The organism is Aeromicrobium choanae (genome assembly GCF_900167475.1).
In the GTDB taxonomy this organism is placed as follows: Bacteria; Actinomycetota; Actinomycetes; order Propionibacteriales; family Nocardioidaceae; genus Aeromicrobium; species Aeromicrobium choanae.
In genome coordinates this window covers 2425099-2444344 of the sequence record NZ_LT796768.1, presented here as the reverse complement: position 1 = coordinate 2444344, position 19246 = coordinate 2425099, and the positions used below count along the sequence as shown (strand labels likewise).

The 19246-nt window shown below is 72.5% G+C and carries 17 protein-coding genes; 8 read left to right on the top strand and 9 right to left on the bottom strand.

Annotated elements, in window-relative coordinates:
- Window positions 1–16 precede the first annotated feature (16 nt).
- Window positions 17–1378: an ABC1 kinase family protein gene (locus tag B5D60_RS11740; protein ID WP_231948725.1), complete on the top strand. Its 1362-nt coding sequence runs from the start codon at window positions 17–19 to the stop codon at window positions 1376–1378.
- 19 nt (window positions 1379–1397) lie between these two features.
- Here the strand turns inward: B5D60_RS11740 and B5D60_RS11735 are convergent, their stop codons facing one another.
- On the bottom strand, window positions 1398–3389 hold the full coding sequence (locus B5D60_RS11735; RefSeq protein WP_078700334.1) for an ATP-dependent helicase: 1992 nt from the start codon (window positions 3387–3389) through the stop codon (window positions 1398–1400).
- Between the two features lie 162 nt (window positions 3390–3551).
- On the opposite strand from B5D60_RS11735, the gene B5D60_RS11730 reads away from it, so the two are divergent.
- From B5D60_RS11730 to B5D60_RS11720, 3 genes are read left to right on the top strand one after another with little or no spacing between them, the layout of a single operon-like run.
- Complete coding sequence (locus B5D60_RS11730; protein ID WP_078700333.1) at window positions 3552–3797, top strand: mycoredoxin; 246 nt, start codon at window positions 3552–3554, stop codon at window positions 3795–3797.
- Window positions 3798–3846: 49 nt separating this feature from the next.
- Window positions 3847–4083 carry a type II toxin-antitoxin system VapB family antitoxin gene (locus B5D60_RS11725; protein ID WP_078700332.1) on the top strand — a complete coding sequence of 79 codons (237 nt, stop codon included), beginning with the start codon at window positions 3847–3849 and terminating at the stop codon, window positions 4081–4083.
- Entirely contained in the window at window positions 4080–4481 is a 402-nt protein-coding gene (locus tag B5D60_RS11720; protein WP_078700331.1) for a type II toxin-antitoxin system VapC family toxin, read from the top strand. The genes B5D60_RS11725 and B5D60_RS11720 overlap by 4 nt, the downstream gene beginning before the upstream one ends.
- A 13-nt stretch (window positions 4482–4494) precedes the next feature.
- On the opposite strand, the gene nudC is transcribed toward B5D60_RS11720, so the two are convergent.
- The 5 genes from nudC to moeZ form a co-directional block, all read right to left on the bottom strand.
- A complete protein-coding gene (nudC, locus tag B5D60_RS11715) occupies window positions 4495–5361 on the bottom strand; it encodes an NAD(+) diphosphatase (protein ID WP_078700330.1) in 867 nt (288 codons plus the stop codon).
- Window positions 5362–5364: 3 nt separating this feature from the next.
- Entirely contained in the window at window positions 5365–8493 is a 3129-nt protein-coding gene (locus tag B5D60_RS11710) for an ATP-dependent DNA helicase (RefSeq protein ID WP_078700329.1), read from the bottom strand.
- Window positions 8494–8524: 31 nt separating this feature from the next.
- Window positions 8525–11704, bottom strand: coding sequence for an ATP-dependent helicase (locus B5D60_RS11705; protein WP_078700328.1), 3180 nt, complete (start codon window positions 11702–11704; stop codon window positions 8525–8527).
- 107 nt (window positions 11705–11811) lie between these two features.
- A complete protein-coding gene (locus tag B5D60_RS11700) occupies window positions 11812–12102 on the bottom strand; it encodes an MGMT family protein (RefSeq protein ID WP_078700327.1) in 291 nt (96 codons plus the stop codon).
- Between the two features lie 39 nt (window positions 12103–12141).
- Window positions 12142–13314: an adenylyltransferase/sulfurtransferase MoeZ gene (gene moeZ, locus B5D60_RS11695; protein ID WP_078700326.1), complete on the bottom strand. Its 1173-nt coding sequence runs from the start codon at window positions 13312–13314 to the stop codon at window positions 12142–12144.
- 150 nt (window positions 13315–13464) lie between these two features.
- Between moeZ and B5D60_RS11690 the strand changes: the two genes are divergently transcribed.
- Both B5D60_RS11690 and B5D60_RS11685 read left to right on the top strand, forming a co-directional pair.
- Window positions 13465–14100: a TetR/AcrR family transcriptional regulator gene (locus tag B5D60_RS11690; protein WP_078700325.1), complete on the top strand. Its 636-nt coding sequence runs from the start codon at window positions 13465–13467 to the stop codon at window positions 14098–14100.
- Window positions 14097–14333, top strand: a complete 237-nt coding sequence (locus B5D60_RS11685) for a DUF3107 domain-containing protein (protein ID WP_231948723.1) — start codon at window positions 14097–14099, stop codon at window positions 14331–14333. Before B5D60_RS11690 ends, B5D60_RS11685 begins: the two co-directional genes overlap by 4 nt.
- Window positions 14334–14413: 80 nt before the next feature.
- On the opposite strand, the gene B5D60_RS11680 is transcribed toward B5D60_RS11685, so the two are convergent.
- Window positions 14414–15112 carry a ferritin-like fold-containing protein gene (locus B5D60_RS11680; RefSeq protein WP_078700324.1) on the bottom strand — a complete coding sequence of 233 codons (699 nt, stop codon included), beginning with the start codon at window positions 15110–15112 and terminating at the stop codon, window positions 14414–14416.
- A gap of 171 nt (window positions 15113–15283) precedes the next feature.
- Between B5D60_RS11680 and B5D60_RS11675 the strand changes: the two genes are divergently transcribed.
- Entirely contained in the window at window positions 15284–16771 is a 1488-nt protein-coding gene (locus B5D60_RS11675) for a DEAD/DEAH box helicase (RefSeq protein WP_078700323.1), read from the top strand.
- A gap of 63 nt (window positions 16772–16834) precedes the next feature.
- Here B5D60_RS11675 and B5D60_RS11670 read toward each other — a convergent pair whose 3' ends face one another.
- Complete coding sequence (locus tag B5D60_RS11670; protein ID WP_153302993.1) at window positions 16835–17566, bottom strand: L,D-transpeptidase; 732 nt, start codon at window positions 17564–17566, stop codon at window positions 16835–16837.
- An 89-nt stretch (window positions 17567–17655) separates the two neighbouring features.
- Entirely contained in the window at window positions 17656–18414 is a 759-nt protein-coding gene (locus B5D60_RS11665; protein WP_078700321.1) for a ParA family protein, read from the bottom strand.
- A 71-nt stretch (window positions 18415–18485) separates the two neighbouring features.
- On the opposite strand from B5D60_RS11665, the gene B5D60_RS11660 reads away from it, so the two are divergent.
- The gene (locus tag B5D60_RS11660) at window positions 18486–19244 is read left to right on the top strand and encodes an SDR family NAD(P)-dependent oxidoreductase (RefSeq protein ID WP_078700320.1); all 759 of its coding nucleotides are present in this window, start codon (window positions 18486–18488) and stop codon (window positions 19242–19244) included.
- Window positions 19245–19246 lie beyond the last annotated feature (2 nt).

The window sequence follows — 19246 nt, the reverse complement described above, 5'->3', positions numbered from 1 at the left end:
CCACTATCCTGACCACGTGGCCGACACCGACCCGGACGACACGACCGACACCCCGCTGACGGGCAGCGCCCTGCGTCGCGGCGCCCGCCTGGCCAGCCTGCCGGCGGGATTCGCCGCCCGCACCACGTGGGGCATCGGCCGGCGGCTCGTCGGCGCTCCCGCCGCCGCGGTGATGACCGACGTGCAGCGCCGCACCGCCGACCAGGTCTTCAGCGTGCTCGGCCAGCTCAAGGGCGGCGCCATGAAGTTCGGCCAGGCGCTGAGCATCTTCGAGGCGGCCCTGCCCGAGGAGGTCATCGCGCCCTACCGCGAGGCCCTGACGAAGCTGCAGGACGCCGCACCGCCGATGGGCTCGCCCACCGTGAGACGCGTGATGGTCCGGGAGTTCGGCGAGGACTGGCCCGAGCGGTTCCCCGACTTCGAGATGATCCCGGCCGCCGCCGCGTCCATCGGCCAGGTGCACCGCAGCGGCTTCGTCGCCGAGCCGGGCGCAGAACCCGTCGAGGTCGCGGTGAAGCTGCAGTACCCCGGTGCCGCGGAGGCGCTCAACTCCGACCTGCGCCAGATCGGCCGGCTCGCCCGCCTGATGGGCACGATGATGCCCGGGGTGGACGTCAAGGCGCTCGTGCGCGAGCTGCAGGAGCGCGTGGCCGAGGAGCTCGACTACTCCCTCGAGGCCGATGCGCAGGCGCGCTTCGCCGAGGCCTTCGCCGACGACCCCGACGTCCTGGTCCCGACGCCACTGGCCCACACGGAGCGAGCCCTGGTCACGACGTGGCTCCCGGGTGATCGCTCCCTCGCCGACGTGATCGCCGACGGCACGCCCGAGGAGCGGAACCGCCTCGGCGAGACCTACGTGCGGTTCCTGTTCCAGGGCCCGGCCCGGGCCGGGCTGCTGCACGCCGATCCCCACCCCGGCAACTTCCGGGTGCTGCCCGACGGGCGCCTGGGCGTGGTGGACTACGGCGCCGTGGCGCGACTGCCCGACGGCCTGCCCGCACCCATGGGGCCCCTGCTGCGCGCGGCGGCCGACGGCGACTACGAGACCGTGGCCGAGGGGTTGCGCGAGGAGGGATTCGTCCGCCAGGGCACCCGGGTCGACCCCGACGTGCTGGCGCGGTACCTCGCTCCGATCGTCGAGCCCGTGGCCGTGGAGGCCTTCGCGTTCGACCGTGACTGGCTGCGCCGCCAGGGACAGCGGCTGGCCTCCCCCGGCGCCGAGGGCATGGGCACCGCCCTGAAGCTCACCGTGCCACCGGGATACCTGCTGATCCACCGCGTGTGGGCCGGAGGCGTGGGCGTGCTGTGCCAGCTGGGCGCGACCGCCCGCTTCCGCGCGATCGTGGCCGAGTCGCTGCCCGGCTTCGAGCCCGCCTGACCCGAGATCGGGGCGGCGGTCAGGAGTCGGCGACGATGGCCAGGACGCCGTCGCCGTACTTCTCCAGCTTGGACTGGCCCACGCCCGACACCTGGAGCAGCTGGTCGCCGCTGCTGGGACGGATCGCGGCGATCGCCTTGAGGGTGGCGTCGTTGAACACCGTGAACGCCGGCTTGCTCTCCTCCTGCGAGATCTCCTTGCGCCACGCTCGCAGGCGCTCGAACAGCGCCTCGTCGTAGTCGAGGTCGGGCTGGGGCAGCCGCACCTTGCGCTTCGGCGCCCGCGAGACCTGCACGTCCTCGGGCAGCAGGCGGTCGAGGAAGCGGCTGGGCTTGCGGCGGGCCTGGCCGCCGGCCTTGCGCGCAGCCGACCACGACACCATCAGGTGGCGCCGGGCGCGCGTGATGCCGACGTAGAAGAGCCGGCGCTCCTCCTCGATCGCGGCGGGCTCGTCCATCGTGGCGACGTAGGGCAGCGTGCCCTCCTGCGCGCCGGCGACGAAGACCGCGTCCCACTCCAGACCCTTGGCCGCGTGGAACGTGGACAGCGTGACGCCGTCGGTGGAGGGCGCGTGGGCCTGGTCGGCACGGCGGTCGAGGTCGGCCACGAGGGCAGCGAGGTCGGCCTGCGGCTGCTCCTGAGCGAGGTCGACCGCCATCGTGTGGATCGCCTGCAGGGACTCCCAGCGGTCGCGCACCGCGCCGCGGCCCTCGGGCGGGGTCTCGGAGTAGTCCATCGCCGCGAGCACGGCGCGGACGTCGTCGGCCAGCGAGCCGGATCCCTCGCCCGCGTGGGCCGAGCCGCGCAGCAGGGTGACGGCCTGGCGCACCTCGGGCCGCTGGAAGAAGCCGGTGCCGCCGCGCAGGGAGTACGGGACCTGCAGGCGGCCCAGGGCCTCCTCGTAGACCTCGGACTGGGCGTTGATCCGGTAGAGCACCGCCATCTCGCGGTAGGGCACGCCCTGGCGGTGCAGTGCGACGATCCGGTCGGCGATCGCGTCCGCCTCGGCGGGCTCGTCGGCGAAGGGGCGGTAGTCCACGGCCGGGCCCGGGGAGTTCTGCGACTGCAGCCGCACGCCGAGGGTGACCGAGGGGCCGCGGCCGGCGAAGACCTCGTTCGCCGCGGCGACGATCTGCGGCGTGGAGCGGTAGTTGCGCACCAGCTCGATGCGCGGCGCGTCGGGGAACCGCCGCGTGGTGAAGTCGCCCAGGATCGTGGCCGAGGCGCCGGCGAACGTGTAGATCGTCTGGCGGGGGTCGCCGACCACGCACACCTCGTCGCGGCCGCCCAGCCACAGGTCGAGCAGCGTGGACTGCAGCGGGTTGACGTCCTGGAACTCGTCGACGACGAACCACCGGTACTGGCGGCGCACCTCGGCCGCGATCGCCTGCTCGTCGGCCAGGATCGCGGCGGTGATCAGGAGGATGTCCTCCATGTCGATGCGCCCGCGATCGCGCTTGACCTGCTCGTAGGCGCGCAGCACGGCGCCCACCTCGCCCGGGTCGATGTCGCCGACGGTGCGCTGGCGGCGCACGGCCTCGGCGCCGTAGTCGTCGGGCCGGACGTTGGAGACCTTGGCCCACTCCACCTCGGCCGAGAGGTCGCGCAGCAGGGCCTGGTCGGCCCGCACGCCCACCTGGCGGGCGGCCTCGGCGACGAAGGCGAACTTCGACTCGAGGATCTGGGGGAACTCCGTGCCGTACACCCGCGGCCAGAAGTAGCGGGCCTGCCGCAGCGCCGCCGAGTGGAACGTGCGGGCCTGGACGCCTCCCGCCCCGAGCGTGCGCAGGCGCTCGCGCATCTCGCCGGCCGCCTTGACCGTGAACGTGACCGCCAGGACCTCGGTGGGCTTGTAGACGCCCGTCGCGGTGCCGTAGGCGATGCGGTGCGTGAGCGCGCGGGTCTTGCCCGTTCCGGCGCCGGCGATGACGCACACCGGGCCCCGCAGGGTGGTGGCGACCTCGCGCTGCTCGGGGTCGAGTCCGTTCAGCAGGTCGTCGGCGTCAGACATGGTCTCCAGATCGCGTCGAGGGTGGGCAGCGACCAGCGTAGCCCCGCCCGGCGACACGATCCGGCGCCGCACACAGGCGTCGTATGCGGCCCCCGGGAATGAGCGTGGCCTGCGGCACGTTGACCTCGGGAGAGGCTTCTGTTCCGAACCGAGAGGGTCCCGATGTCCGACGCATCCTTCGTCCTGTACTCCACGCCGTGGTGCGGCTACTGCCACCGACTCAAGTCGCAGCTGCAGCGCGAGGGCATCGAGTTCACCGAGGTCGACATCGAGCAGGATCCCGACTCGGCGCTGGTCGTCGAGCAGGCCAACGGCGGCAACCAGACCGTGCCGACGCTCGTCTTCGCCGACGGCTCCGCGCTCACGAACCCCTCGGTGGCCCAGGTCAAGGCCCAACTCGGGCTCTGACCGCGGCTGGGCATGGTGTAATGGCACCTTCTCGAGGTAGAATTCCACCGTGGCCCTCAACATCAAGAACGAGCACGTTCACGCGATGGCGCGCGAGGTCGCGCTCCGCACGGGACGCAGTCAGACGAGTGCCATCGAGCTGGCGCTCGAGAAGCTGTTGGCCGAGCTCGAGCGAGAGTCCTCCGACGCCGCTCGACTCGACCGCATCCACGCGATGCAGCAGCTGGCCGCCGACGCGCCGCTGGATTCCGGCGACCTCTACGACGAGGCCGGTCTGCCCCGGTGATCGTCGACACCTCGGCGGTCGTGGCCGTCATCAAGCGTGAGCCCGGCTGGGAGGCGATCGACCGATCGCTCGCCTCTGCGGCTGCTCCGCGCATGTCCGCCGGCACCTACCTCGAACTGGGCTTCGTGGTCGACCAGGCCGGCGACCCCGCACTGTCGCGCCAGCTCGATGCACTGCTGCGCGACTGGGGCGTTGCCATCGAGCCCGTCACGGCCGGCCACGCCAAGGCCGCGCGCGAGGCCTACCGCGACTTCGGCCGCGGCTCAGGGCATCGAGCCCGCCTCAACTTCGGCGACTGCTTCGCGTACGCGCTGGCGAGCGGAACCGGCGAGCCCCTCCTGTTCGTCGGTGACGACTTCGCCGCGACGGACCTCCCGTCGGCCCTGAACCGCGGCTGAGCAGGGACGACCCTCAGGACCAGGCGCCGGGCAGGTCGCCGCCGTACCACTGCTCGATCAGCCAGCGTGAGATCGAGACCTTCGGCGGCGGCAGGGCGATGCCGTCGTTCTCGATGGCGTCCACGAGCTCTTCGCGGGTGAACCAGCGCGCCTCGGCGATCTCCTTGTCGTCCAGGACGAAGTCGGTGGACTCGGCCACCGCACGGAAGCCCAGCATGAGGCTCTGCGGGAACGGCCACGGCTGGCTGCCCAGGTAGGTGGCGTCGCCGACGGCGATCCCGACCTCCTCGGCCACCTCGCGACGCACCGCGTCCTCGAGGGTCTCCCCCGGCTCGACGAACCCGGCGAGCGTGGAGAACCGGCCCTCCGGCCAGTTCGGGTTGCGCGCCAGGAGGCAGCGGTCGTCCTCGTCGGTGACGAGCATGATCACGGCGGGGTCGGTGCGGGGGTAGTGCTCGGTGCCGCACGACGGGCAGACCCGCAGGTGACCCGCCTGGGCGCTGTAGAGGTACTCGCCGCAGCGCGAGCAGTAGGTGTGCGACTGCAGCCACCGCGCCAGGCCCACCGCGTGGATCGCCAGCGAGAGCTCGTCGGGGTCGAGCAGCGGTGCCAGCATCCGGATGCTGACGGGACTCAGCTCGCGCGGGACCCGCTGCACCGCCACGGCCGCGTGACGCGTGCCGTTCTGGTCGCCCAGCAGGATCCACTCGCCGTCGGGTGCCTCGTCGACCGACGTCCACCGCAGCGCAGGGCCGTCGATCGTCGCGACGTGCTCGCCGCCGAGGACGAGCACCCGGGTGTCGGGCGTCTTCCACAGGTCATCGCGCGGCCTCAGGTTCCCCGCTCGGTCGTGCCGGGCCCGTTCGAACGCGAAATCCACGCCTCACCGTAACCCGAGCCGGGCCTCGAGTGCCGCCCGGTCGGGCAGGTCGTCGAACGTGTGCGACGAACCCAGCCGGACGTAGTGGAAGGTGCCGACCACGCGCTCGGGCTCGATGTCCTGCATCTCGGCCCAGGCGATCCGGTAGAGCGCGAGCTGCAGCGGATCGGCGTCGGGGGTGCGGTTGGTCTTCCAGTCGACGACCTCGAACCCGGCCAGCCCGTCGGCCAACTCAGTACCGAACACCGCGTCGATCCGGCCGATCACCTGCTGCCCGCCGAGACGCAGGGAGAACGGCGCCTCGACGACCAGCGGCTCGCGTCCCGCGAACGGCCCGGACTCGAAGGCCTCCTTGAGCGCCTCGAGATCGGACTCGTCGGCGACCTCGGCATCGCCACGCCCCGGAAGCTCGTCGGGGTCCAGCAGGGTCTGCTGGCCGTAACGGGCCTCGATCCAGGCGTGGAACCTCGTGCCGAAGCGCGCGGCCGCCGACGGGCGTCGCGGCATCGGCCGGGCCAGCGACCGGACGAAGGCCTCCTCGTCGGCGTCGAGCGCGAGCACCTCGGTGGCCGAGAGGGACGCCGGCAGGGTGACCTCGATCCGGCGCTCGGCACGCGCGCGCGCCTCCTCCAGGAGCAGGTCGAGGTCGATGCGCAGCTCGGCGAGGCGCTCATCGCCCTCGACGGGAGGAGCCTCCGGCTCGTTCAGGTGGCGACGCACGGCCTCGGCGAGCTCGCGGCGGCGGTCGAACGAGGTGAGCGCCACCGGCCACGGCACGGTCTGGTCGACGAGGTGCGGGTTCTGGTCGTCGTCGACGGGCGCCTCGGCCCACACGACGGGCTCGATGCCGCGCTCGGCCAGCCAGTCGCGCACGTCGGCCAGGAACGCCGACTCGGCGCGCGGACGCAGCTGGGTGCGGCCCCAGCGGTGGCCGCTGACGTGCAGGCGCCGCTTGGCCCGCGTGAACGCCACGTAGGCCAGCCGGATCTCCTCCATCAGCGCGTCGCGACGGGTGTCCTCCTCGAACGCCTTCTTCGCCGGGCCGGTGAACTCGGCGACCTGCGGCACGAAGTCGACATCGCCGCGCAGCGGAGCCGGGAGGGCCTTGGCGACCGTGGGCCAGCGGGACCGGCCGCGCCCGGACGGGAAGACCGTGCCGGACACGAACGGCACGAAGACCTCCTCGAACTCCAGGCCCTTGGCCCGGTGGATGGTCAGCAGCTTGATCGAGTCGGCGTCGGACGGAGCGCTCAGCTCCATGCCCTCGTTGTACTCGCGCTCGGCGTCGAGGTGCGCCAGCAGGCCCGGCAGGGAGGCGTAGCGGTCGTGCTGGGCGTAGTCGCCGATCGCGTCGATCAGCAGCGCGAGGTTGTCGGTGGGGACTCCGGCGACCGGCAGCTCGACGTCGAGGTCGAGCTCGGTGACGACGCGGCGGGCCAGGTCGAGCAGCGGCTCGTGCGCATGGCGTCGGAGCCGCCGCAGCATCGCGGCCAGGTCGGCGAAGCGGGTGCGCGCCGCCTCGGAGTAGGACGCGGGGCCCGGATCCTCCACCGCCTCGGCCAGCGAGACGATCTCGGTGGGATCGACTCCGGCGGTGGCCTCGTCGAGTGCCGCCTGCAGGACCGCGTCGGGATCGGAGCCGTCCGTCTCTGCCCCTGTGCGCCACTGCCGCCCGAGCTCGGCCGCGCGCTGGCCCAGCAGCGCGAGGTCGCGCTCGCCGATCCGCCAGCGCACCCCGGTGAGCAGACGGAGCATCGCGGGGTTGGCGGTGACGTCGTCCAGCACGGCCAGCACGGAGAGGACGTCGACGACCTCGGGCTGCTGGAGCAGGCCCGTGAGGCCGACGATCTCGACGGGGAGCCCCCGCGAGCGCAGGGCCCGGACGATCTCGGGATTCTCGTTGGTGGTGCGGACGAGGATCGCGATCTCGCGTCGCGCGACCCCGCTCTCGACCGACTGCACGACGAGATCGACCAGCGCCTCGATCTCCTGGGCCACGCCTTCGTGCAGGGCGACCGAGACCTCGCCCGAGGGGTTCTCGGGGGCCGCCCTCAGCGGCGTGACGATCTCGGCGATGCCGGGCGAGCCGTAGTAGTCGCGGGCGACGTAGCCGGCGAGGTCGATGATCTCCGGCGCGCACCGGCGGGTGACGTCGAGGCTGAACAGCCGCCCCTTCTCACCGCCGGCGCCCGGGAAGTCGTCGAGGAACGCGGTGAGGTTGCCCGAGGCGGCGCCGCGCCAGCCGTAGATGCCCTGCGCCGGGTCGCCCACCGCGCTGATCGGGCGTCCGGCGAACAGGGCCTGCAGCAGGTCGCGCTGGGCCACCGACGTGTCCTGGTACTCGTCGAGCAGCACCACGTCGTAGCGCTCCCGCAGCACCTGCTGGACCTCGGGCAGGGTGGCGAGCTGGGCTCCCCAGGCCATCTGGTCGGAGAAGTCCATGACGCCGGCGTCGGCCTTGGCCGCGCGGTACTCGTCCACCAGGTCGGCCAGCTCGTCGCGCTTCATCGACGCGGCGACGATCTCCTCGTGCCACTTGAGCGGCTTCTCGGCCCGCTCGGCCGCCTCGATCGTGGCGCGGTCGAACGCGCGGAGCTCGTCGGTGGTGACGAGGTGCTCGGACAGCTGGCCGTCGAGCTCGAGCAGGTCGCCGATCACGGTGGGCAGCCAGGCCGAGACGTGCCGGAGCGGGCCGTCGTGCCCGCGGGCGGTGCGCGCCGCGATCTGGAACCGCGTCGCATCGGCCAGCACGCGCAGGTCGGGCTCGATCCCCATCCGCAGGCCGTGCTCGGCGATCAGCGTGCCGGCGAAGGCGTGATAGGTGGAGACGGTGGGCTCGCCGAACTCGGAGAAGTCGCCGACGAGGTCGAGCGACTCGCGCACCCGCCCGGCCAGCTCGGCGGCGGCCTTCGAGGTGAACGTGAGCCCGAGCAGCCGGTCGGGTGCGTAGCCGAGGTGGCCCACGAGCCACACGACGCGCGCCGCCATCACCGCGGTCTTGCCCGCGCCGGCACCGGCGATGATTGCCTGGGGCTGCGCCGGGTCGGCCGTGATCGCGGCCAGCTGCGGACCGCTGAAGGGGATCCCCAGCACCTCGCGCAGGTGGTCGGTGTCGCGGACGAGCGGGGTCACGGCGCTGCTCCGAACACTGCGCTGGTTCTTGTCATGGGGGCCCTCCGACCGTGGGGCCGGTGATCACGGGGCACAGGGTCTGGAAGTCGCAGAAGCCGCAGTGCTCGTTCGGGCGCGCCACGAGCCGCTCGTCACGCACGGTGCGCGCCGACTCGGCCAGCAGCTCGAGCGCGAAGAACGCCTCCTCCGGTGCGGGCGCGGCCTGCGGCTGGACCTTCGGCGAGTCGGGGTCCTTCGCGCCGGCGGGCGTACGGAGCTGGACGAGCTCGGCACCACCCGAGCGGGCCTGGTCGACTCCGAGCGACGCGACGGCCCCGTGCTCGACGGCGATCTGGTAGATGCCGAGCTGGGCGTGCTCGGCGATCTTGCGCGGGCCGGGCGCGTTGCGACTGGTCTTGAAGTCGACGACGTGGACCCGTCCGTCGGCGTCGATCTCGACGCGGTCCATCGAGCCGCGGAGCAGGACCTCCTCGCCACCGACCACGAGCGTGGAGGTGAACGCGTGCTCGGCCGCCAGCGGCGTGCGCGGGTTGGCCCGGTGCCACCGGGCGAACCGGACGAGCGTCTCGTGAGCGGCCTGCCGCTCGCGCTCGCCCAGCCAAGCGGCCTGGTGGTCGAGCCGGTGCCAGACCTCGTCGAGCCGGGCGGCCATGGCCACCTCGTCGGGCTCGACCCCGCGCTGCACCACGTCGGCCGCGAGGGCGTGCACGATCGAGCCGAAGCCCTGCGCCGACGTGGAGGCGGACTCGCCGTGCGCCTCGCGCCCGAGGAACCAGCGCAGCGAGCACGCCGTGATCCCCTCGACCGCCGACCCGGACAGGGCCAGCGGCTGGTCCTGCGGCCGCCACGGGGCGTCGGACCGCGTGGGCTCGGACAGCCCCCACCAGCGGTCGGGATCGGCCGCTCGGGTGAGCGGCAGGTCGGCGCGGACGACCTCGGCCAGCATCGCGGCGGCCTCGTCGCGCACCGCGGGATCCTCGGACTGCTCGCCGACGCGCCGCAGCTCGGCGACCACCCCTCGCAGCGACACCGGCCGCGCCGGGCGACCCAGCGGGAGGTCGGCCTCGGTGCCGAAGCCGGCGCCGAGCAGCTCGGCGACGAAGCGCGACGGCTGGTCGCCGTCGTCGGTGGGTGTCTGGACCGCCGTGACCACCAGGCGGCTCGTGGCCCGGGTGCAGGCCACGTAGAACAGCCGGCGCTCCTCGCGCAGCTGCTCGCCGCGGGCGCCGGGCTCGGCCGGCCCGTCGAGGTGCTCCGAGCGCAGCAGGCTCCCGCGCGTGCGCAGGTCGGGCCACCGTTGGGCCTGCACGCCGGCGACCACGACGAGCGGCCACTCCAGGCCCTTGGACCGGTGGGCCGTCATCAGCCGGACGGCGTCGGGGCGGGTGGCGCTGGTCTCGAGCTGGTCGGCGGGGATCTGCTGGGCCCGCAGCTCGGCCACGAAGTTCACGGCGTCGCGGCGGCGGCCGCCCTCCTCGGCCCGGGCGGCATGCCGGAACAGCGCGCACACCGCGTCGAGGTCGCGATCGGCGTGCACCCGCCCCTCGACGCCGGTCCACTGCTCGCGCAGGCGGGCGGGCCAGCCGGTGCCGTCCCACAGCAGCCAGAGGGCCTGCTCGGGCGGTTCGCCGCGCCGCAGCACGGCCGCTGCCCGGCCGAGGAGCGCCGCGAGGTCGCGGGCCGCGCCGACGGCGTCGGCGGTGGAGCGGTCGGTGGTGGTGACGCCCAGCGCCGCCGGATCCAGGAGGGCCGCGGCCACCAGGTCGCTCGACGGCGTCTCGGGGTCGCGCTGGCGCAGGGCCCGCCCGAGCCGGCGCATCGCCGGCCCGTCTAGTCCGGCCAGCGGACCGGTGAGCAGCGCCTCGGCCGTCTCGGTATCGAGGGGCTCGTCGCGCGCGATCCGGTCGGCGGCCTCGAGCGCCAGCAGCAGCGTGCGGACCGCCGGCTGCGCCACGAGCGGCACCTCGTCGCCCGCGACCTCCACGGGCACCCCGGCGGGGCCGAGAACCCGCTGGAGCCGCGTGAGGTCGGCGCCGGTGCGCACCAGGACCGCCATGTCGGACCAGGCCAGGCCGTCGTCGAGGTGGGCCCGGCGCAGGATGCCGGCGATGTGCTCGGCCTCGGCCGTCGCGGAGGCGTAGGTGGCGACCTCGACCCGACCCTCCTGCGACGCGGCCGACCTCAGGTTGCGGTGCTGGTCGGCCGCTCGCGCGTCGAGTCCGGGGGGCACGGGCGGGTTCCCCAGCGCCACGCGCGCGGCGGCCAGGATCCGCGGCCCGAAGCGACGGGTGGTGGTGAGGGCCACGGTGGGCGCGGGCCGGCCGGACGCGGCGAACTGCTGGGGGAAGCGCGTGATCGCCGCCGGGTCGGCGCCGCGGAAGCCGTAGATCGCCTGGTCGTGGTCGCCCACCACGACCAGGTCGCGACCGTCGCCGGCGAGGTCGTGCAGCAGCCGCACCTGCAGTGGGTCGGTGTCCTGGTACTCGTCGACCACGACGAGCCGGTAGCGGTCGCGCAGCGCCCGGCGGTGGTCGCGATCGCCCGCGATCGCCGCCGCCCGCGTGACGAGGTCGGTGTAGTCCGTGCGGTTCTGGAAGTCGATGACCTGGTGGTACTCCTCGATCGCGTCGGCGACGCGGGCCCACTCGGGCCGCTCGCGCGTGATCGCCAGCGCGCGCAGGTCGTCGGGACCGAGGCCGCGGGTGACCGCCGCCGCCATGAACGACTGCAGCTCGGCCGCCAGACCGCGGGTGCCGAGCGCCTCGCGCAGCGACGCCGGCCAGGTGGCGGCGTCGTGCCCGCCGAGCAGGTCGGCGACCACGGCGTCGCGGGTCGGGGCGGTCATCAGCTCGGGCGGTGCGGCGAACGCCTCGGGGTCGCTGAACTCGCGCACGAGGGCGTAGCAGAAGGCGTGGAAGGTCATCGCCGGCACGGTGGCGGCGGTGCCCGACAGACGCCGTCCGATGCGGTCGCGCAGCTCGCCGGCGGCCTTGCGGCTGAAGGTGAGGACGAGGATCTGCTCGGGGGTGAGCTCGCCGGACTCGATGCGGTCGACGACGACCTCGACGAGCGTGGTGGTCTTGCCCGTTCCGGGTCCGGCCAGGACGAGCAGGGGCCCGCCCCGGTGGTCGACGACCGAGCGCTGGGCCTCGTCGAGCCGGGGTGCTGCGGCACGCACGGCATCGGGCCGCTGCAGGACGAGTTCGGGCACATGACCATGCAACCAGACGGCCCCGACAGATCCGCGGGAAGCGCTGGGAGTGACGTCTGCGGGGTGGTCCACGGCGTGTCGACCCCCGGAACGTCACTGCCAGCGGTTCAGAAGTCTGGCGCCAGGGCTTCCTTCACGATCACGCGGCCGCTGCGGACGGGCGTGCCCTCGTCGCGCCAGTGCTGCTGGGCGTCGACGACCAGGTGCGCGGGCAGGGAGCCGTCGGCGCGGACGACCCGCCACCACGGAACGCCGTGGCCCTCGAGCGACATCACGCGCCCGACCTGGCGGGCGCCGCCGCGGCCGAGCCGCTCGGCGATCAGGCCGTACGTCGCGACGCACCCTGCGGGGATCTGCTCGACGACCTCGAGCACGGCCTCGGTGAACTCCTCGTCCATGGCCCCGATCCTGTCAGCAGGACCGGGGCCGGACGAGCATCAGTAGTTGGGCTGGCTCGGGTCGATCTGGTTGACCCACGCCACCACGCCGCCGCCGACGTGCACGGCATCGGAGTAGCCGGCGCCCTTGAGCACCGCTAGCGCCTCGGCCGAGCGGACGCCCGACTTGCAGTGCAGGACGACCTGCTTGTCCTGCGGCAGGCGGTCGAACGCCTTGCCTGCGAGGATCTCGCCCTTGGGAATGAGGACCGAGCCGGGGATCTGGTTGATCTCGTACTCGTTCGGCTCGCGGACGTCGACCAGGACGAAGTCGCGGCCACCGTCGCCTCGCTCCTTGAGCCAGCCCTCGAGCGTGGCGACCGAGATCGTGGAGTCGGCGGCGGCGTCGGCGGCCTCGTCGCTGATCGCGCCGCAGAACGCCTCGTAGTCGCCCATGAGCTCGGTGGGCAGCACGCCGTTGGGGTCGCGACGGACCTTCAGCGTCGTGTACCGCATCTCGAGCGCGTCGTAGACCATGAGGCGGCCGATGAGCGGGTCACCGATGCCGGTGAGCAGCTTGATCGCCTCGGTGACCATGATCGAGCCGATCGACGCGCACAGGACGCCCAGCACGCCGCCCTCGGCGCACGAGGGGACCATGCCCGGCGGCGGCGGCTCGGGGTAGAGGTCGCGGTACTGCGGACCCTCCTGCGCCCAGAAGACCGAGACCTGGCCCTCGAAGCGGTAGATCGAGCCCCACACGTACGGCTTGTTGAGGATGACGGCCGCGTCGTTCACCAGGTAGCGCGTGGCGAAGTTGTCGGTGCCGTCGAGGATGAGGTCGTACTGGCTGAAGATGTCCAGCACGTTGTCGTTGTCCAGGCGCACGTTGTGCGTGATGACGTTGACGTAGGGGTTCGTCTCGGCCACCGACTCCGCGGCGCTCTGCACCTTGGGCTTGTCGATGTCGGACTGGCCGTGGATCACCTGGCGCTGCAGGTTGGACTCGTCGACGACGTCGTCGTCGATGATGCCGAGCGTGCCGACGCCGGCCGCTGCGAGGTAGAGCAGGGCGGGGCTGCCGAGTCCGCCGGCGCCGATGACCAGCACCTTGGCGTTCTTCAGCCGCTTCTGTCCCGTCATTCCCACATCGGGGATGATCAGGTGGCGGCTGTACCGACGCACTTCGTCGATGGTCAGTTCGTCGGCGGGTTCGACCAGGGGCGCGACCACGGGCTTCTCCTTCGGTTGCTGGGCTCACCGGGCTCAACCCGGCGCCAGCGTCCATTGTTCCTCGCCCGTCCCAGCATGTGGCGTGCAGTCCGGTCCGTGGACACCGCGTCGGAGGCAACCGGTGGGTAACAGACCGCTAGGGTTGGGGACGTGACCCAGACCCCAGAGGCTCGCCCCCGCGCAGGGCGGCTGCCCCGCACCGCACGGCGTGCCCAGTTGCTGGACGTCGCCCTCGACGTCTTCGTGGAGCAGGGCTACCACTCGGCCTCGATGGACGAGATCGCCGAGCGCGCGGGTGTCTCCAAGCCGGTGCTCTACCAGCACTTCCCCGGCAAGCTCGATCTCTACACCGCCCTGGTCTCCACGGCGGTCGACACCGTGATCGAGGGCGTGCGCGAGTCGCTGGCGTCCACGCACGACAACCGCGAGCGCGTCCAGGCCAGCATGCAGCTGTGGTACGACAGCGTCGCCGACCGCGAGAAGGCCTTCCGCCTCGTCTTCGAGTCCGACCTGACCAGCGACCCCGAGGTGCGCGAGCTGGTCGACCGGGTCACCTCCGAGTCCGCCGCCGCGATCGCCGAGGTGATCGTCGAGGACACCGGCCTGTCGCGCGGAGCCGCCGAGCTGCTCGCCGCCGGCCTCGTCGGCATGGGTCACGTCGGCGCTCGCGCCTGGCTCTCCGGCGCGTCGGGCCTCTCGCGCGACGACGCCGTCACGCTCGCCTCGACTCTCGCCTGGCGCGGGATCGGCGGGTTCCCCAAGCCCACCACCCAAGGAGATGAGTGACCGTGGAGGTCAAGATCGGCGTGCAGAACGCCGCCCGTGAACTGTCCGTCGACACCGACGTCGAGCCCGACACCGTGCTGGCCACGCTGAACGAGGCGCTCAAGGACGACTCGCTGTTCACGCTCACCGACAGCAAGGGCCACACCGTGGCCGTCCCCGCCGACAAGGTCGCCTACCTGTACTTCAACGCCGACACCGGACGCAAGGTGGGCTTCGGCCTCACCAGCTCCTGAGGCACCCGCTCGTCACGAGATCTGCTCCCTCTTCCTCCTCTCAGCCCGGCTGAGAGGAGGAGTCGGGAGCAGATCTCGTTTCAGGCGTCGAGGCCGAGGCGCGCCATCCGCTGCGCGTGGGCCTCGGTGATGCGGGTGAACATGCGGCCGATCGAGGCCAGGTCGAAGCCGCCGGGCCGGTCGGCGGCGCCGACCACCACCGCGGTCAGCACGTCGCGCTCGGCCACCACCATCTGGGCCTGGCTCAGCGCCTCGCCCATCAGGCGACGACCCCACAGGGCGAGCCGGCCGGCCACCCGCGGGTCGGCGGCGATCGCCTCGCGCACCTGGTCGACGACGAACTCGCTGTTGCCCGTCTGGCTCATCGTCTCCAGCACCAGCTGACGCGTGTCGGCGTCGAGGAACGCCGCGATCTCGCGGTAGAAGTCGGCCGCCAGCCCGTCGCCGACGAAGGCCTTCAGCAGCCCCTCGAGCCAGTCGGACGGCTCGGTCTTGCCGTGAAAGCGGCTGAACGTCGTGCGGAACGACTCCATCGCCTCGTACGGGTCCTCGCCGAGCTCGACGAGCCGGTCGCGCAGCTGCACGAAGTGGCTCCACTCCGAGGCGGCCATCGTCTGGATCGCGACCTTCGTGCGCAGGTCGGGCGCGTCCTGGGAGTCCTGGTTCAGCTGCTCCACCGCGCTGAGCTCGCCGTAGCTGAGCAACGCCAGCAGCTCGACCACGCCGGCCCGGTAGTCGGGATCGTCGAAGGGCCCGCCGGGCGCCTGATCGGAGGTCATGATCGGGACTGTAGCGCGGCGCCCGCCCGCATCGCGGCTCGGAACGTTAGACTGAACGGGTATTCGCCGATCCTGTCCCATCAGGATCCAAGCCATTCCGAGATCCGCTGACAGTAGATCGCACACAGAAATCAGAGCAGACCCCTGACTACCTTCACCGAACTGGGCGTCATGCCCGAGATCGCCGACGCCCTCGCCGACAAGGGCATCATCGAGGCCTTCCCCATCCAGGAGATGACCCTCTCGGTCGCCCTCATGGGAACCGACCTCATCGGCCAGGCCCGCACGGGCACCGGCAAGACGCTGGCGTTCGCCATCCCCGTCATCCAGCGCACCGTGGCCCCGCACGACGCCGACTACGACCAGCTGGTCGCGCCGGGCAAGCCGCAGGCGCTCATCGTCGCCCCCACGCGTGAGCTGGCGATCCAGGTCGCGAACGACGTGAAGACGGCGTCGAAGAACCGCGGCACCCGCATGCTGACGATCTACGGCGGCGTGCCGTACGAGCCGCAGCTCGAAGCCCTCGAGACGGGCGTCGACATCGTCGTGGGCACCCCCGGCCGCATCCTGGACCTGGTGAACCGCCGGGCCCTGGACATCAGCCACGTGAAGTCGCTCGTCCTGGACGAGGCCGACGAGATGCTCGACCTGGGCTTCCTGCCCGACGTCGAGTCGATCCTGGCCCGCACGCCCGAGACGCGTCAGACGATGCTGTTCAGCGCGACGATGCCGTCGTCGATCGTCACGCTTGCGCGCAAGCACATGCACCACCCGATGAACATCCGCGCCGAGTCGGCCGAGTCCGGCCAGATGGTGCCCGCCACGAGCCAGTTCGTCTGGCAGGCGCACGACATGGACAAGCCCGAGGTGGTCGCCCGCATCCTGCAGGCCGACGACGTCGAGCGCGTCGTGGTGTTCACGCGCACGAAGCGGCAGGCCCAGCGCGTGGCCGACGACCTGGCCGACCGCGGCTTCCCGGCCTCGCCGCTGCACGGCGACATGGCCCAGAAGGCGCGTGAGAAGGCGCTCGACGGCTTCCGCGAGGGCAAGGTCAGCATCCTGGTGGCCACCGACGTCGCCGCCCGTGGCATCGACGTCGCCAACATCAGCCACGTCATCAACTACACGTGCCCCGAGGACGACAAGACCTACGTGCACCGCATCGGCCGCACCGGTCGCGCCGGCGCGTCGGGCATCGCGGTTACGTTCGTGGACTGGGCCGACCTGCAGCGCTGGAAGCTGATCAACAAGGCGCTCGACCTGCCCTACGACGAGCCGCTGGAGACGTACTCCACGTCGGATCACCTGTTCCAGGACCTCGGCATCGATCGCAACGTCAAGGGCCGGCTGAAGCCCCCGGCGCCCAAGGAGCCCCGCTCCGAGGGTGGTCGCGACGGCCGCCGTGACGGTCAGCGTCGCGATGGCCAGCGCCGTGACGGCCAGTCGCGTGACGGCCAGTCGCGTGACGGCGGCGACCGCAGCCGTCAGCGCACCCGCGGCGGCAAGCCCGTCGAGGGCGAGGCCCGTCCTGCCGAGACCGCTCCGGCGGCCTCGGGCGAGGACCAGCCCGCCGGCGAGGGCCAGGCGCGCCGTCGCCGTCGCCGTCGTCGCCCCTCGGGCGGTCAGGCGTCGGGCTCGGCGCCCGCCTCCGCCTCCTGACGCACCACGTCCTGACGAACTCCCCCGTCGACCGGCTCGCCGGTCGGTGGGGGTTTCGTCGTCTCAGGCCGTGACGATGACGGGGGTGCCGTCGGGGGCCCAGTCCCAGAGGTACTTGGCGTCGGACTTCTTCTGGCGCACGCAGCCGGCGGACAGCGGCTCACCGAGCTGCTCCTCGGTCTGCTCGGGCTTGCCGTTGTTGTAGACCGGGATGGAGTGGAAGCCGATCGGCGCGCTCCAGCCCGTGGCGAAGCGCACGAAGTACTCCATCGAGCCCGTGTAGTCGAAGCTCGTGGCGTGGCGCTGCCGCGACGTCACGGAGTACGAGCCGGGCTGGAGGTTGTCGAACCGGCTGCCCGAGACCAGGTAGGTACGGTCGACCGTCTCGTCGGCCTCGATGAGCCACACGCGCTGGTCGGACTGGTCGAAGACGATGCGCCGGCCCTCTCCGGAGCCCTGCGGGGGCGGTGGCCCTGCGGCCGGCTTCTTCGCGGCGGGCTGGTCCTTCGGAGCCGGCTGGCTCTTCGCAGCGGGCTTGCTCTTCGCGGCAGCCGTCGCCCGAGGCGCGGCCTGCTTCGCGGTGGCCTGCTTCGTGGCGGCTGCCTCGACGCGCGCGGTGGCGGCCGTCACGGCGGGCGACACGGTCTCGACGACGGCGGCGCCGGTGCGCGACGAGCCTGCGGACGCCGCTGGATCGGCCTGGACGAGGGAAACGGCCGAGACCGTGGCCGTCAGCGCGACGGCGCCGACGAGCATCGCGATGCGACCGAGGTGGACACGGGGCGGGGAAGCCATGTCCTCCACGGTAGGCGCCACCTTGCGCCGATGGCCGACTTCGCGTGGGGTGCGCGTGGCGGAACCACCCTCACCGGGCGTCGCTGGGCTCATCGACCCTCGGCCAGCAGGCGCGCCACGGCCCGGTAGGCCTCGGCACCCTTGTGGGTCCGTGCGGTGCTGAGGATCGAGCGCCCGATCGCGGGCGCCTCGGCGAAGCGGATGGTCTTGGGGATCGGCGGCTCGAGCACCTCGAGGTCGTACGTCTCGGTGATGGCGGCCAGCACGTTGCGCGCGTGCGCGGTGCGGCCGTCGTACATCGTCGCGAGCACGCCGCGGATGACGAGGTCGGGATTGATGAACTGGCGGACGTCGTGGATGGTGTCGAGCAGCTGGCCGACGCCGCGGTGCGACAGCGTCTCGGCCTGCAGCGGGATCAGCACCTGGTCGGCGGCCGACAGCGCGCCGATCGTCAGCACACCCAGGGCGGGCGGGCAGTCGAGGATGATCCAGTCGTAGTCGTCGGCGACCTTCGCCAGCGCCACCCTCAGCCGCTGTTCACGGCCGGTGCGCGTGATGAGGTTCTCCTCGGCCTCGGCGAGCGCGACGTTGGCCGGCAGCAGGTCGAGGCCCTCCTCGGTGGTGACGAGCGCGTCGCGGGCCGGGACCTTGCCGAGCAGGACCTCGGCGACCGTGACGTCGAGCTCCTCCGGGTCGATGCCCAGGGAGAACGTCAGGCTGCCCTGCGGGTCGAGGTCGACCAGCAGCACCCGCTGGCGTTCCTCGAGGAGCGCGGCGCCCAGGGAGGCGACGCTCGTGGTCTTGGCGACGCCGCCCTTCTGGTTGGCGAGGGCCAAGGTGGTGGTCACGCCGACATTGTGCCATCGACCGGGGTGGGCCTACCGCAGGCAGGACAGCGGTTGACTGGCATGCTGGATCCATGACCCGAACGGCCCTGATCACCGGCGCCACCGCCGGCATCGGAAACGCGTTCGCGCGGCAGCTGGCGCGGCGTGGGACCCACCTCGTCCTCGTCGCTCGCGACACCGTGCGGCTGGAGCAGGTCGCGGCCGAGCTGACCGACGCGCACCGGGTCGAGGTCGAGGTCATCACCGCCGACCTGGCCACCCCGCAGGGGATGGACCGCGTCGCGGACCGCCTCTCCGAGTCGGGCCGCCCGATCGACCTGCTGGTCAACAACGCGGGCGCCTCCCTGGCCGGCTGGTTCGGCTCCACCGCCATCGCCGACGAGGACCGCCAGCTCGACCTGCTCGTGCGCGCGCCGATGCACCTGATGGACGCTGCCATCAAGTCCATGTCGGGCCGCGGCCGCGGCGGGATCATCAACGTCGCCAGCGTCGCGGCGTTCACCCCGCGCGGCGCGTACTCCGCCCACAAGGCGTGGCTGGTGAACATCTCCCAGTGGGCCAACTGGCACTACGCCGACGTCGGCATCACCGTGCAGGCATTGTGCCCCGGCTTCACGCGCACCGAGTTCCACCAGCGGATGGGCGCCGAGATCGGCGACGTGCCGAAGTGGATGTGGCTCAAGGCCGACGCGGTGGTCAAGGGCTCCTTGCGCGACCTCGAGCGCGGCAAGGCGATCTCCGTGCCCTCGCTGCGCTACAAGGTGCTCTCGACCGTGGCGCGGCACGCCCCCGCCACCCTGGTCGCGAAGATCGCCCAGCGGGGTCGATGATC

Coding starts and splice junctions, on each gene's coding strand:
- B5D60_RS11660 (WP_078700320.1), top strand. CDS start 18,486: ATGACCCGAACGGCCCTGATCACCGGCGCCACCGCCGGCATCGGAAAC.
- B5D60_RS11675 (WP_078700323.1), top strand. CDS start 15,284: ATGCCCGAGATCGCCGACGCCCTCGCCGACAAGGGCATCATCGAGGCC.
- B5D60_RS11680 (WP_078700324.1), bottom strand. CDS start 15,112: ATGACCTCCGATCAGGCGCCCGGCGGGCCCTTCGACGATCCCGACTAC.
- B5D60_RS11700 (WP_078700327.1), bottom strand. CDS start 12,102: ATGGACGAGGAGTTCACCGAGGCCGTGCTCGAGGTCGTCGAGCAGATC.
- B5D60_RS11730 (WP_078700333.1), top strand. CDS start 3,552: ATGTCCGACGCATCCTTCGTCCTGTACTCCACGCCGTGGTGCGGCTAC.
- B5D60_RS11670 (WP_153302993.1), bottom strand. CDS start 17,566: ATGGCTTCCCCGCCCCGTGTCCACCTCGGTCGCATCGCGATGCTCGTC.
- B5D60_RS11735 (WP_078700334.1), bottom strand. CDS start 3,389: ATGTCTGACGCCGACGACCTGCTGAACGGACTCGACCCCGAGCAGCGC.